The organism is Mycobacterium asiaticum DSM 44297 (assembly GCF_000613245.1).
Classification (GTDB): domain Bacteria; phylum Actinomycetota; class Actinomycetes; order Mycobacteriales; family Mycobacteriaceae; genus Mycobacterium; species Mycobacterium asiaticum.
Genome location: NZ_HG964937.1, coordinates 694,338 through 707,985, shown reverse-complemented (window position 1 = coordinate 707,985; position 13,648 = coordinate 694,338). Strand labels below are relative to the sequence as shown.

The following is a 13,648-nucleotide window of genomic DNA, read 5'->3' as shown; positions in this document are numbered from 1 at the left end:
TGCTAATTCCGTGCCGGATTGCGCGAGGTCAGCCGCGGTTGGACCGCCAACGAAAGTCCTGCGTGAGACGCCGTGATTCTTAGGGGGACGTTAGGAAAAGGACAAGGCGCGGGTTAGGGGGCTGTGATCGGAAATTGAGTGCGGCCGAATGGGTTCCGCTCTACCCGCCCGCGGTTGTAGCGTCCCGACCCATGTGGTGCATGGTGCTGGTGTTAGCTCTTGTGGCGACCGCAGACCCGGTACGGATCGGCGTCAGCGTGGCATTGTCGACGCGGGCGCGGTCGCTGCGACCACTCATGGCGTTCTGGCTGGGCGGCGTGGCGATAAGCGCGATAGTTGCCGCCAGTGTGCTGTTCGGTCTGCGCGACGCCACGCTCGCGGCGGCGCATCGGGTGCAGGCCGCCGCGGCAACTACGGCCGCCGGACATGTGCAGATCACAATGGGCGCGCTGGCACTGCTCGCCGCCGCGATCGCCGTGGGGTTCTCGCCGCGGCAGCGCATGCGGGTGGGCATGCCCGGCGGGGGTGAGTCACCGTCTCGGCTGCTGACTCGGGTTCAGGGTGCGCTGCAGGCCAGGCCGGTCGTGGCAAGCTTCGCGCTCGGAGTGGGGATGCTAGTCGATTTCCGGTTGCTGGCGGCCCTGACCGCCATCGTGGCCTCAGGCGTCGCGACCGCGGCGCAGATCGTCGCGTCGGGCATGTACATCCTGATAGCGCTGAGCTTCATCGAACTTCCGCTGCTCAGCCGACTGGCTGCCCCGGCGAAGACGGACCACATCATGGCTGCGGTCGACGGCTGGGCCAGGGCCCGCCGGAAGCAGGTCTTCGCCGTCGTGATCGGCTTGGTGGGCGTGCTTTTGATGACGCGCGGCATCGGCCACGCCTGAACCGACCCGGGCTCGGATTTATCCGACGCCGGAGCGCGGAATCACGCTCGGCCGGTTCTGCACCACGTGCGGACTTGCACCGCCGCGGCCCATCATGCCGCCGGGCATGCCGCCACCGGCACCGCCCATTCCCATCGGCATGGGCATCATCGGCATACCGCCGGTCCCGGCCGCCCCGGCGGCTTGCGCCATCTCCGCGGCGTTGGCACCCAGACCCGACATGGCCGCGCTGGTCATCCCCTTCGGGATCGAGCCCTGCCAGGTCGGAGGCACCGACATGGCGCCGACCAGATGCGCCTTGCCGAGATCGCCCGCCATACCCGCACCGAGGCCACCGACACCACCGAGGCCCTTGGCCGCCGGAGCGACGTCACCGACGAACTTCGGCAGGTCGGCCGCCGTGGCACCGGCCAGTCCCGCCGCGCTGGCGCCCGCATTGGCCGTCGAACCGAGTTGCATCAACGGGCCCATCAACATGCTGGCCGGCATCGCACCCATCTGTACCGCCGACATGACCGCCTGCACCGGCGCGCCAGTGGCTGCCGACTGCAAGCCGGCGACCAAGGCCGGCGCTGCTACGGTCGCACCCTGAACAAGCGGGCTGACGGCGGCCGACGCCGACGTCGCCAATCCGGCGGCCTGGGCACCGACGCCCGCCGCCAGGCCGGCCAGGTCAAGCGGCGGCACGGCAAACGGCGTAATGGACGCGGCCACCGCGGTCGCGCCGCCGTGGTAGCCGATCATCGCGGCGACGTCCTGGGCCCACATCTCGACGTAGTCGAACTCATTGGCGAAGATCGCCGGCGTGTTCAGCCCGAGGAAGTTCGTAGCGATCAGCGTCGCCAGCGACACCCGGTTCGCCGTCACCGCAGCCGGGTGCACGGTCGCCGTCAGCGCCGTCTCGAACGCGCTCGCCGCCGCACGGGCCTGACCCGCCGCCAGCTGCGCCTGGGTCGCCGCGCCGCTCAGCCACCCGACATAGGGAGTCGCCGCGGCAGCCATCGACGCCGAGGCCGGCCCGGCCCACGGGCCGCTGGCCAACCCGACGATCACCGAGTCAAACGACGACGCTGCGGCTGTCAGCTCGGCCGCCAAGCTGTCCCAGGCTGCCGCCGCCGCGTGCAAAGTGCCCGCTCCGTCACCGGCAAAGATCCGGGCCGAGTTGATCTCCGGCGGCAACCAGGCAAAGTCCAAAATCATCGCATCCCCAACCAGCCAGCCGCGTCAACGGCACCAACACGCTCTTACCACTCGGTCCGAAACAAACGGCCCGAGGCCGGATCGTAAAACAACCCACACCAAAAGTCTGACTTTTAACCAAAATCCCGATACTAGGTATTCGCGCCGAGGACCGAGTTGGTTACTCGATCAGTATATTCGCTACCCGGCGAGGTCCGTGCAGCAATCGAGCTGATCCCTCGGCAGCAATGGCCGGATCTACGCTGCGCGGACCGAAACCGACCTGGTTATCCCACGCCGGTACGCGGGATCACGCTCGGGCGGTTCTGCACCACGTGCGCGGCGGCACCGCCGCGGCCCATCATGCCGCCGGGCATGCCCCCGCCGGCCCCACCCATGCCCATCGGCATCGGCATCATGCCCATACCGGTGCCGGCCGGAGCACCTTGCGCCAAGGCGGCCGCGCTCGGCATACCGCCCAGGCCGCTCATCGCCCCGCTGGCCATCGCCTTGGGCACCGAGCCCTGCCAGGTGGGAGGCACCGACATCGCGCCGACCAAATGCGCCTTGCCCATATCGCCCGCCATGCCGGCACCCAGGCCGGCCGCGCCCCCCAAGCCCCTGGCCGCCGGCGCGATGTCGCCGACAAACTTCGGCACGTCGGCCGCCGTCGCGCCGGCCAGTCCCGCCGCGCTGGCGCCCGCATTTGCCGTCGAACCCAGTTGCATCAGCGGACCCAACAGCATGCTGGCCGGCATCGCGCCCATCTGGGCCGCCGACATGATTGCCTGCACCGGCGCCCCGGAAGCCAGCGACTGCACACCCGCCACCAAGCCGGGCGCCGCCGACAGCGCGCCCTGCAGCATCGGGCTCACCGCGGCCGAGGCGGAGGTGGCCAAAGCGGCGACCTGTGCGCCGGCGCCGGTCGCAAGTCCCGCGAGGTTCACCGGCGGGAGACTGAACGGCGACAGGCTCGCGGCAACCGCGGTGGCGCCGCCCTGGTAGCCGATCATCGCCGCGACGTCCTGGGCCCACATCTCGAGATAGTCGAATTCATTGGCGAAAATCGCCGGCGTATTGAGCCCGAGGAAGTTCGTTGCGATCAGCGTCGCCAGCGACACCCGGTTCGCCGTCACCGCGGCCGGGTGCACGGTCGCCGTCAGCGCCGTCTCGAACGCGCTCGCCGCCGCACGGGCCTGACCCGCCGCCAGCTGCGCCTGCGCCGCCGCATCGCCCAACCACCCGACGTACGGCGTCGCCGCGGCAGCCATCGACGCCGAGGCCGGGCCCGCCCACGGCCCGCTGGCCAACCCGACGATCACCGAGTCAAACGAAGATGCGGACGCGGCCAAGTCCGCGGCCAGGCTTTCCCAAGCCGCCGCCGCCGCGTGCAACGGTCCGGACCCCGCCCCTGCGAAGATCCGCGCCGAGTTGATCTCCGGCGGCAACCACGCAAAATCCAGAATCATCAGAACTCCCAACCCTGCCAGCCGTCGCAAACCCAACCTGGGCTGCGCCTGCGCACACAGCAACCCATGGCTGGATCGTAAGCCAAATCACAGGCGAAAGCTGTAGTTTCACCGGATTTTTCGTACGGATTCGGCGCCGCTGGGACCCGAAACCCATGCACGATGGAGCATCTGTTCCAGTATTTGTTAATTCCTTTGACAGAATGTCCCGATGAAAAGCACCGTTTTCGGTGTCAGAAGAAGCCTTTGAACATTCCGGAAAGCGCGTTTCCTGAAACAAACAGACCGGAACTCCCGATCCCGGAGGTGAGAATGCCCGAGGACATGATTCCGGCAATGAAGATGCCCGCATTCTGGACAGCCGCGTTGTAGATGCCCGCGTTTCCGTAACCGGTGTTGAGGATGCCCGAGTTGCCACCCAGAAGCAACGTGGTGCTGGTGTTCACGTAGCCGGAATTGCCGAATCCCACGTTCTGTATACCGGAGTTGCCACTGCTTGAAGGATCGTTGTGCCCGAAGCCGGAGTTGCCGGTGCCCACGTTGCCGAATCCGGAGTTGGGGCCCGGCTGGGTTTCTGAACTGAAAAATCCGGTGTTGAGATTGCCTGTGTTGAAGGCTCCGGTGTTCGCATTGCCGGCGTTTGCGAATCCGGTATTGACGTTTCCCGCGTTGCCGAAGCCGGAGTTGACGTCCCCGGCGTTCAGGAAACCGCTGTTGACGTTGCCGGCGTTGCCGAAACTGGTATTTGAGTCGCCGGAATTGAAGCTGCCTGCGTTGAAGTTGCCGGAGTCGAAGAAGCCGAAGTTGCCGGATCCGGCGTTCGCCGCCCCGGTGTTGGTGTTGCCGGCGTTCCAGAATCCGGTGTTGATGTTGCCCGCGTTGCCGAAACCGAAGTTGCCCACACCGGAGTTGCCGATACCGACGTTACCGCTACCTGAGTTGAAGAAGCCGACATTTCCGGTGCCGGAGTTGCCGAAGCCGATGTTACCGGTGCCCGAATTCAAAGGGCCGAAACCGAATTGGTTGTCGCCGGTGAGACCGAAGCCGATGTTGTTGTTGCCGGTGTTGCCGAAGCCGAAGTTGCCCGAGCCGGTGTTGCCGAAGCCGATGTTGCCGCTCCCGGAATTCCCGCTGCCGACGTTGGAGCTGCCGTTGTTTCCGCCGCCGATGTTGCTGTTACCGATATTCCCGCTGCCGACGTTGGAGTTGCCGGTATTTCCGCTGCCGACGTTGGTGCTGCCGATATTGCCGCTGCCGAGGTTCTGGTTGCCGGAGTTGCCACTGCCCAGGTTCGCGTTTCCGGTGTTGCCGCTGCCCAGGTTCGTCTCACCGATGTTGCCGCTGCCGGCATTGAGCGAGCCGATATTCCCAAACCCGAGGTTGATTCCCTGCAGTTGGGCCGGCACGGCGGCGATGGCTTGGGCGGCCGCCGCGGGCAGCCCGGGTAGGCCGGCGAGCGCCCCCTGCCATGACGACAACGCCGCAGCCGCCGCCGACACCCCACCGTGATATCCCACCATCGCCGCTACATCAGCAGCCCACATCTGCTCATACACACCCTCAGCAGCAGCAATAGCCGGCGCATTCTGACCAAACACATTCGACAACACCAACTGCACAAACACATTCCGATTCGCCACCACCGCACCCGGATGCACCGTCGCCGCCCGCGCCGCCTCAAAAGCCTCCACCACCGCCCGAGCCTGCCCCGCCGCCTGCGCAGCACCCACCGCGGCCGCACCCAACCACCCCGCATACGGCACCGCAGCAGCCGCCATCGCCGACGCCGCCGCACCCTGCCACACCTGATCCACCAACGACCCCGTCACCGACGCAAACGACTCCGCCGCCAACCCCAACTCATCAGCCAACCCCGACCACGCCCCCGCAGCCGCCAACATCGGCGCCGAACCCGCACCCGAAAACATCCGCAACGAATTGATCTCCGGCGGCAACACCGAAAAATTCATATCAAAAGGCCCTTCGGATTTCGGTCAGCGGAAGAAGCCAGATTGCCCCGTACCGGAATTAAAGCCACCCGAATTGTCGTCACCGGAGTTCAAGACGCCGGAGCTATTGCCGCCGGAATTCGAGTAACCCGCGAGGTAATTTCCTGAATTCGAGATTCCTGCATTGTTGGTGCCCACATTCGAGAAGCCGGAGTTATAACCGGGAACCATCAAGGTGCCGCCCAGATTCGCATAGCCGGAGTTCCCGACACCAGAGTTGTAGAAGCCGGAGTTCAGGCCGCCGTTGGGGTCACTATGTCCCCACCCCGAGTTGCCGGTACCCGCGTTGCCGAAGCCGGAGTTGAGCACGGGCTGATCCACCGCACTGAAGAAACCGGTGTTGAGGTTGCCCGAGTTGAATCCGCCGGTGTTGCTGTTGCCTGAATTGAAAACTCCGGTATTGACATGGCCTGAGTTGAAGAGCCCGGTGTTGGAGTCGCCGGAGTTGAACAAGCCGGTGTTGCCCGCCCCCGAATTCCCCGAACCGGTGTTGCCCCAGCCGACGTTGAAGCTGCCGGAGTTCTGATTCCCGGCATTACCGATACCCACGTTCGCGTTCCCCGCGCTGCCGATGCCGGTATTCGAGTCGCCCGAGTGCCAGAACCCGGTGTTGAAGCTGCCCGCGTTCCCGAAACCGGTGTTGCCGTTCCCGGAGTTGAAGAAGCCGACGTTGCCGTCGCCCGAGTTGAAGAAGCCGATGTTGTTGTTACCCGAGTTGAACAGACCGAAGTTTCCGCTGCCGACGTTCAACGAGCCGAAGCCGAACCCTCCATCGCCGGTAAGCCCGAAGCCGATGTTGTTGTTGCCTTTGTTACCGAACCCGATATTTCCGGTCCCCAGGTTTCCGAAGCCGAAGTTGCCGCCTCCGAGATTGCCGCTACCGAAATTGAAATCGCCGACATTCCCGCTGCCGAAGGACACGTCGCCGATGTTGCCGCCACCGAAGTTGATGGTGCCGAAATTGCCGCTGCCCAGGTTGAGGCTGCCGATGTTGCCGCTGCCGATGTTGCCGCTGCCGAAGTTGCCGCTACCGAAGTTGTAGTCACCGGCGTTGCCCAGGCCGGTGTTGCCGGTCCCGATGTTGCCGCTGCCCCAGTTCTCCCCGCCGAAGTTGCCGCCGCCCAGGTTCCAGCCGCCGATGTTGCCGCTGCCGAGCAGGTTCAGGTCGCCGATATTGCCGCTGCCGATGTTGAAGGTGCCGATGTTCCCCAGACCCAGATTCAGGCTCAGGCTGGTCAGACCGTCCAAGACGGCCGCGGGTCCCGCCGCCACTGCCGCGGCCGGACCGCCACTGTGGGTCACCCCATTGAGCAAGCCCGCCAACCCGGACAGCCCGGGTAGGCCGGCGAGCGCCCCCTGCCATGACGACAACGCCGCAGCCGCCGCCGACACCCCACCGTGATATCCCACCATCGCCGCTACATCAGCAGCCCACATCTGCTCATACACACCCTCAGCAGCAGCAATAGCCGGCGCATTCTGACCAAACACATTCGACAACACCAACTGCACAAACACATTCCGATTCGCCGCCACCGCACCCGGATGCACCGTCGCCGCCCGCGCCGCCTCAAAAGCCTCCACCACCGCCCGAGCCTGCCCCGCCGCCTGCGCAGCACCCACCGCGGCCGCACCCAACCACCCCGCATACGGCACCGCAGCAGCCGCCATCGCCGACGCCGCCGCACCCTGCCACGCCTGATCCACCAACGACCCCGTCACCGACGCAAACGACTCCGCCGCCAACCCCAACTCATCAGCCAACCCCGACCACGCCCCCGCAGCCGCCAACATCGGCGCCGAACCCGCACCCGAAAACATCCGCAACGAATTGATCTCCGGCGGCAACACCGAGAAATTCATCTTCCAGCGCCCCTCCTTTGACGAGTTATCTCATCCGCGCGTTCGGGCGTTACGGGCGGGAAACCGCACACCACCACTACGGACCATAGGGCGGACGATCCCCAAATCCCCGGATTTACGAAGTGGGGCACCGTGTCGCGAAAAAGAGGGAGCGCGCGCAGTCGAGGACGCGCGGACTACCCACCTTTGAGGCGCACGGCCAAGTAGTCGGCGACCTTGTCGATCGTGACGCGTTCCTGCGTCATGGCGTCGCGTTCCCGCACCGTCACGGCATTGTCTTCCAGCGAGTCGAAATCCAGCGTCACGCAGTACGGAGTGCCGATCTCGTCCTGCCGTCGGTAGCGCCGGCCGATCGCTCCGGCATCGTCGAAATCGATGTTCCAGGATTTACGCAACTCGGCGGCCAGGTCGCGCGCCTTGGGACTGAGGTCGGCGTGCCGGGACAGCGGCAGAACCGCGGCCTTGACCGGCGCGAGGCGAGGGTCCAATCGCAGCACCGTGCGCTTGTCCATGCCGCCCTTGGCGTTCGGAGCCTCGTCCTCGGTGTAGGCGTCGATCAGAAACGCCATGAACGAGCGGGTGAGTCCGGCTGCGGGCTCGATCACGTACGGCGTGTAGCGGGTATCGGTGGCCTGGTCGTAGAACGACAACTCGGTCCCGGAATGCTTTGAGTGCGTGGACAAGTCGAAGTCGGTCCGGTTCGCCACACCTTCCAGCTCACCCCACGGGTTGCCGACGAAGCCGAACTTGTACTCGATGTCGACGGTGCGGTCGGAGTAGTGCGACAGCTTGTCCTTCGGGTGCTCGTACAGCCGCAGGTTCTCCGGATTGATGCCGAGGTCGATGTACCACTGCTGCCGGGTGTCGATCCAGTACTGGTGCCACTCCTTGGCCGTCGACGGCTCGACGAAGAACTCCATCTCCATCTGCTCGAACTCGCGGGTGCGGAAGATGAAGTTGCCGGGGGTGATCTCGTTGCGGAAGCTCTTGCCGATCTGGCCGATTCCGAACGGCGGTTTTTTGCGGGAGGTGGTCACCACGTTGGCGAAGTTGACGAAGATGCCCTGGGCGGTTTCCGGCCGCAGGTAGTGCAGCCCCTCCTCAGTCTCGATCGGCCCGAGGTAGGTCTTGAGCATCATGTTGAACTCACGCGGCTCCGTCCACTGGCCGGGTTCGCCGGTCTCCGGGTCGCGGATGTCGGCCAGCCCGTTGGGTGGCGGGTGCCCGTGCTTGGCTTCGTAAGCCTCAATGAGGTGATCGGCCCGATAGCGCTTGTGCGTGATCAACGACTCGACCAGGGGGTCGTGGAACACCTCGACGTGACCGGATGCCACCCATACCTCGCGCGGCAGGATGATCGACGAGTCGAGTCCGACGACGTCGTCGCGGCCGGTGACGACCGCACGCCACCATTGCCGCTTGATGTTCTCTTTGAGCTCAACCCCGAGCGGACCATAGTCCCACGCCGACTTGGTACCCCCGTAGATCTCGCCGGAGGGAAAGACGAAGCCGCGGCGCTTGGCCAGGTTGACGACGGTGTCGATGACGGACGCCACGGGGTGGTGCGCTCCCTTCGAAGAAGATGGCCTTCCAGATGACCCGAGTGGACAGCGGTGACCGCTGCCGCAAATCATCAGTCATGGTAGCGATCGTCGCTACGCTCTTTGACATGCATCATCATGCATGTGACAGTGGAGGTCAGCCGCGGACATCGGATCGGCAGTCCGAAGCGGTGCGACTCTCCTCCGAACTCCTTGAGGTGGTGACTGAAAAACGGTGACGTCGCCGTCGACCCCTACCGCCGCCGAGGACGATTTGGTCGGACATCACGACCACGGCGCCGGTGATTTCGCCGACCGGCCCGCATACCCCGCGCCGCCGCCGCGGGAGATCCTCGACGGTGCCGGCGAATTGCTGCGGGCGCTGGCCGCGCCGGTGCGGATCGCTATCGTGTTGCAGCTGCGCGAGTCCCAGCGCTGCGTCCACGAGTTGGTCGACGCGTTGGGGGTTCCGCAGCCGCTGGTGAGCCAGCACCTGAAGATCCTCAAGGCCGCCGGTGTGGTGTCCGGGGAGCGGTCCGGCCGGGAAGTGTTGTATCGGCTCGCCGACCATCACCTGGCTCACATCGTGGTCGATGCGGTGGCGCACGCCGGCGAGGACGCACCGTGACCGGTGCGAGCGTCCGTTCCACCCGGCAGCGTGCGGCGGTCTTCACCCTGCTGGAGACCCTGGACGATTTCCGGTCGGCACAGGAACTGCACGACGAGTTGCGTCGGCGCGGTGAAAACATTGGCCTGACCACGGTGTACCGCACGCTGCAGTCAATGGCCGCGGCGGGGATGGTCGACACCCTGCGCACCGACACCGGGGAATCGGTCTACCGCCTGTGCTCGGAGCACCACCATCACCACCTGGTATGCCGCAGCTGTGGCTCCACCATCGAGATCGGCGACCACGAGGTCGAGACGTGGGCTGCTGAGGTCGCCGCCAAGTACGGCTTCTCCGACGTCAGCCACACAATCGAGATCTTCGGAACCTGCTCCGACTGTCGCTGACTCAGCTGGTCAGCTCTTCGCGAATGCGGGCACCAGTGTCGAGCACCAACAGGATCAGGGTGCGCAGCGCGTCGTCGGTCAGCCCCGCGCCGGGAAAGTTGTACCGCAGCATCACGTCGCCGGTCTTCTTGGCTTTGGTCCCCTTTTCCAGCAGGGTCACCGAGCCGAAGTTCGCGTCCCGCGCCTCCTTGGCCACTCGATCGCTGACCTTCCTGTTCAGCGGCAGATCCCATGCCAGTACCTGGGTGAGCGACACCAGGTCGAGGTCCTCGACGATGGTCACCACCCGCAGCGAGGCGAAAGTACCGTTGTGCCGAACCGTCAGCGCGCCGTCGGGTTCCTCATCGACGGAAAGGACCTCGCCGAGGATCGACGTCAGACGTTCCTGCAGGGAGGCCACTAGGCGCTCCCAAACCGGCGATTGCGCGACGCGTACTCTTCGCAGGCCGCCCACAAGTCCCGGCGGTCGTAGTCGGGCCACAGTTTGTCTTGGAAGATGAACTCAGCGTAGGCCGCCTGCCACAGCATGAAGTTGCTGGCCCGCTGCTCCCCCGAGGTTCGCAGGAACAGGTCCACATCGGGTATGTCGGGTCGCTGCATGTGCCGGGAGATCGTCGATTCGTTGATCCGGTCGGGATTGAGCTTGCCGGCCGCGACCTCGTGTGCGATTCGCCGGGTGGCTTCCGCGATCTCGGTGCGGCCCCCGTAGTTGACGCAGTAGTTGATGGTGATGACGTCGTTGTTCTTCGTCACTTCCTCCGCGACCGCCAGTTCGTTGATGACGCTGCGCCACAGTCGCGGCGCCGAGCCCACCCACCGGATCCGTACGCCCATCTCGTTGAGGATCGCCCGCCGGCGTCGCACCACGTCACGGTTGAAGCCCATCAGGAACCGGACCTCCTCGGCGGAACGTTTCCAGTTCTCCGTCGAGAAGGCATAGAGGCTGAGCCACTTGATGCCGAGTTCAACTGCACCGCAAGCGATGTCGATTACGACGGCCTCGCCCATCTTGTGTCCCTCGGTGCGTCGCAGCCCGCGCTGGGTGGCCCACCGGCCGTTGCCGTCCATCACGATGGCGACATGGTTGGGCAACTGGTCGGCCGGGATCCGGGGGGCGACGGCCTTGGAGGTGTGCTGCGGCGGACGGCGTGGTCCCCCGTCGGGTGCGGGTGGCAGCTGCGGGAAGACGACGGGCCACGTCGACTTGTCAGGGAAGGTCGGGTAGTCGTCGGGCGGTGGGGGGAGCTGCGGGAATTCGCTGGACTTCAGCTGTCGCTCGGCCTTTCTAGCCACACTCCATATCCTGCCCGATCGACTCAGCCCGATGATCGGCAACCGAACGATCGGCGTGGTAGACCCGCTCCACCAGCGGCAGCGTCTTGAGCTGGCGCTCCAGATGCCACTGCAGGTGTGCGGCCACCAATCCGCTGACGTACCCGCGGTGTGACTGGGGTGCCCGCTCGGCGGTCTCCCAGTCGCCGTCGTGCAGCGCAGACATCAGGTCCAGCACGCCCAGCGGCGGTGTGGTGGCTCCGGCCGGACGGCAATGGGTACAGACGCTGCCCCCGGCGGCGATGTGAAACGCGCGATGCGGACCGGGCGCCGCGCAGCGGGCACACTCGGTCAGCGCCGGTGCCCACCCGGCGGTAGCCATGGCGCGCAGCAAATAGGCGTCCAGCAACAGATCGCGAGGCCGGCGGCCGTCCGCGACCGCCCGCAACGCACTCACCGTGAGCCGGTGCAGCGCGGGTGCGGGTGCCCGCTCCTCGCCGGCCAGCCGTTCGGCGGTCTCGAGCATCGCGCAACCACACGTGTAACGGCCGTAGTCGCTGACGATGTCGGTGGCGAACGCGTCGATCGAGACGACCTGGGTGACGATGTCGAGGTTGCGGCCGGGGTGCAGTTGTGCGTCGATGTGCGCGAACGGCTCCAGGCGCGCGCCGAATTTGCTGCGGGTGCGCCGCACCCCCTTGGCGACCGCACGGACCAGCCCGTGATCACGGGTCAGCAGGGTGACGATTCGGTCGGCTTCGCCAAGCTTGTGCTGACGCAGCACAACAGCCCGGTCTCGATACAGCCGCATCAGCATATTTTTGCACCCCGCCGCGACATCGCGCGTATCCGCGCCGATAGTCTCGTACCCCGTGGTTGGCGCTTCTAGGTCCACTTCTGGGGTCGATTCCGGCTCCGGTAACCGGCGCTTGCCCACGTTAACCGACCTGCTCTACCAGTTGGCGACCAAACGGGTGACGGCCGCCGAATTGGCCCGCCGTTCGCTGCACGCGATCGATATGAGCCAGTCCACACTCAACGCGTTCCGGGTGGTGCTCACCGAGTCGGCGCTGGCCGACGCCGCGGCCGCCGACCGGCGACGGGCGGCCGGCGACACCGCGCCGCTGCTGGGCATCCCGATCGCGGTCAAGGACGATGTCGACGTTGCTGGAGTGCCCACCGCGTTCGGCACCGACGGGTACGTCCGGCCCGCCACCCAGGACAGCGAGGTGGTCCGGCGGCTGAAGGAGGCCGGCGCGGTGATCGTCGGCAAGACGAACACCTGCGAACTGGGTCAATGGCCATTCACCAGCGGCCCCGGCTTCGGACACACCCGCAATCCGTGGTCGCGTCGGCACACCCCGGGTGGCTCCTCAGGTGGCAGCGCCGCCGCGGTGGCCGCCGGCCTGGTGACGGCCGCCATCGGCTCCGACGGCGCGGGCAGTGTGCGGATCCCGGCGGCATGGACCCACCTGGTGGGCATTAAGCCGCAGCGCGGCCGCATTTCCACCTGGCCGCTGCCCGAGGCGTTCAACGGCATCACGGTCAACGGCGTGCTGGCCCGCACGGTCGCCGACGCGGCGCTGGTGCTGGACGCGGCGTCCGGCAACGTGGAGGGCGACCTGCACAAGCCTCCACCGCTCACCGCATCCGACTACGTCGGCATCGCACCGGGCCCGCTGAAGATCGCTCTGTCGACCGGGTTTCCCTACACCTTCTTCCGGGCCAAGCTGCATCCCGAGATCCTGGCCGCCACCCAGAAAATGGGTGAGCTGCTGGAGTTGCTCGGCCACACCGTGGTGAAGGGCAACCCCGACTACGGACTGCGACTGTCGTGGGACTTCTTGGCGCGGTCCACGTCCGGGTTGTGGGCGTGGGAGGAACGGTTGGGCGACGGCATCAACTGGGACCCGCGCACCCTGTCCAATATGCGCACCGGTCACATGCTTTCTCAGGCCACCCTGCGCAGCGCGCGGCGCCATGAGGCCGCCGACCAGCAGCGGGTGGGCTCGATCTTCAACATCGTCGACGTGGTGCTGGCACCGACCACCGCTCAACCGCCCCCGCAGGTGCGTGCCTTCGACCGGCTGAGCAGCATCGGCACCGACCGCGCCATCATCGCCGCGTGCCCGTACACCTGGCCGTGGAACGTACTGGGTTGGCCGTCTATCAACGTGCCGGCCGGCTTCACCTCCGACGGTCTGCCTATCGGCGTGCAGCTGATGGGACCGGCCAACAGCGAGGGCATGCTGATCTCGCTGGCCGCCGAGCTGGAAGCCGTCAGTGGCTGGGCCGCCAAGCAGCCCGAGGTGTGGTGGAACACCGGTAACAGCACCCCGCCTATTCACAGCGTGCCCACACCCCGCCGCTAGCCCAATCGGTTAGCGACTCAAGGTTTTTCGCTTCATGCTCGT

The 13,648-nt window shown here is 66.1% G+C and carries 12 protein-coding genes; 4 read left to right on the top strand and 8 right to left on the bottom strand.

The window, feature by feature from the left end; genetic code table 11:
• The first annotated feature begins 191 nt into the window (after window positions 1-191).
• Entirely contained in the window at window positions 192-887 is a 696-nt protein-coding gene (locus tag BN972_RS13700; RefSeq protein ID WP_099051085.1) for a GAP family protein, read from the top strand.
• Between the two features lie 18 nt (window positions 888-905).
• On the opposite strand, the gene BN972_RS13695 is transcribed toward BN972_RS13700, so the two are convergent.
• The 5 genes from BN972_RS13695 to BN972_RS13675 form a co-directional block, all read right to left on the bottom strand.
• Window positions 906-2,087, bottom strand: coding sequence for a PPE family protein (locus BN972_RS13695; RefSeq protein WP_036358740.1), 1,182 nt, complete (start codon window positions 2,085-2,087; stop codon window positions 906-908).
• 266 nt (window positions 2,088-2,353) lie between these two features.
• Window positions 2,354-3,535, bottom strand: a complete 1,182-nt coding sequence (locus BN972_RS13690) for a PPE family protein (protein ID WP_036358739.1) — start codon at window positions 3,533-3,535, stop codon at window positions 2,354-2,356.
• Window positions 3,536-3,768: 233 nt separating this feature from the next.
• Window positions 3,769-5,505, bottom strand: coding sequence for a PPE family protein (locus BN972_RS13685; RefSeq protein ID WP_036358736.1), 1,737 nt, complete (start codon window positions 5,503-5,505; stop codon window positions 3,769-3,771).
• A 24-nt stretch (window positions 5,506-5,529) separates the two neighbouring features.
• Window positions 5,530-7,407, bottom strand: a complete 1,878-nt coding sequence (locus tag BN972_RS13680; protein WP_036358733.1) for a PPE family protein — start codon at window positions 7,405-7,407, stop codon at window positions 5,530-5,532.
• Window positions 7,408-7,583: 176 nt separating this feature from the next.
• Window positions 7,584-8,963 carry a glycine--tRNA ligase gene (locus BN972_RS13675; RefSeq protein ID WP_036358730.1) on the bottom strand — a complete coding sequence of 460 codons (1,380 nt, stop codon included), beginning with the start codon at window positions 8,961-8,963 and terminating at the stop codon, window positions 7,584-7,586.
• A gap of 220 nt (window positions 8,964-9,183) precedes the next feature.
• Here BN972_RS13675 and BN972_RS13670 point away from each other — a divergent pair, with 220 nt between their 5' ends.
• Both BN972_RS13670 and BN972_RS13665 read left to right on the top strand, forming a co-directional pair.
• Window positions 9,184-9,576 carry an ArsR/SmtB family transcription factor gene (locus BN972_RS13670; RefSeq protein ID WP_036358727.1) on the top strand — a complete coding sequence of 131 codons (393 nt, stop codon included), beginning with the start codon at window positions 9,184-9,186 and terminating at the stop codon, window positions 9,574-9,576.
• Entirely contained in the window at window positions 9,573-9,962 is a 390-nt protein-coding gene (locus BN972_RS13665) for a Fur family transcriptional regulator (RefSeq protein ID WP_036358724.1), read from the top strand. Before BN972_RS13670 ends, BN972_RS13665 begins: the two co-directional genes overlap by 4 nt.
• 1 nt (window position 9,963) lies before the next feature.
• Here the strand turns inward: BN972_RS13665 and BN972_RS13660 are convergent, their stop codons facing one another.
• From BN972_RS13660 to recO, 3 genes are read right to left on the bottom strand one after another with little or no spacing between them, the layout of a single operon-like run.
• Window positions 9,964-10,362: a hypothetical protein gene (locus BN972_RS13660; protein WP_036358722.1), complete on the bottom strand. Its 399-nt coding sequence runs from the start codon at window positions 10,360-10,362 to the stop codon at window positions 9,964-9,966.
• Window positions 10,362-11,255 carry a decaprenyl diphosphate synthase gene (locus BN972_RS13655; protein WP_036358719.1) on the bottom strand — a complete coding sequence of 298 codons (894 nt, stop codon included), beginning with the start codon at window positions 11,253-11,255 and terminating at the stop codon, window positions 10,362-10,364. Before BN972_RS13655 ends, BN972_RS13660 begins: the two co-directional genes overlap by 1 nt.
• Window positions 11,248-12,045, bottom strand: coding sequence for a DNA repair protein RecO (gene recO / locus BN972_RS13650; protein WP_036360811.1), 798 nt, complete (start codon window positions 12,043-12,045; stop codon window positions 11,248-11,250). The genes BN972_RS13655 and recO overlap by 8 nt, the downstream gene beginning before the upstream one ends.
• Window positions 12,046-12,106: 61 nt before the next feature.
• Between recO and BN972_RS13645 the strand changes: the two genes are divergently transcribed.
• On the top strand, window positions 12,107-13,606 hold the full coding sequence (locus BN972_RS13645) for an amidase (protein ID WP_036358716.1): 1,500 nt from the start codon (window positions 12,107-12,109) through the stop codon (window positions 13,604-13,606).
• Window positions 13,607-13,648 lie beyond the last annotated feature (42 nt).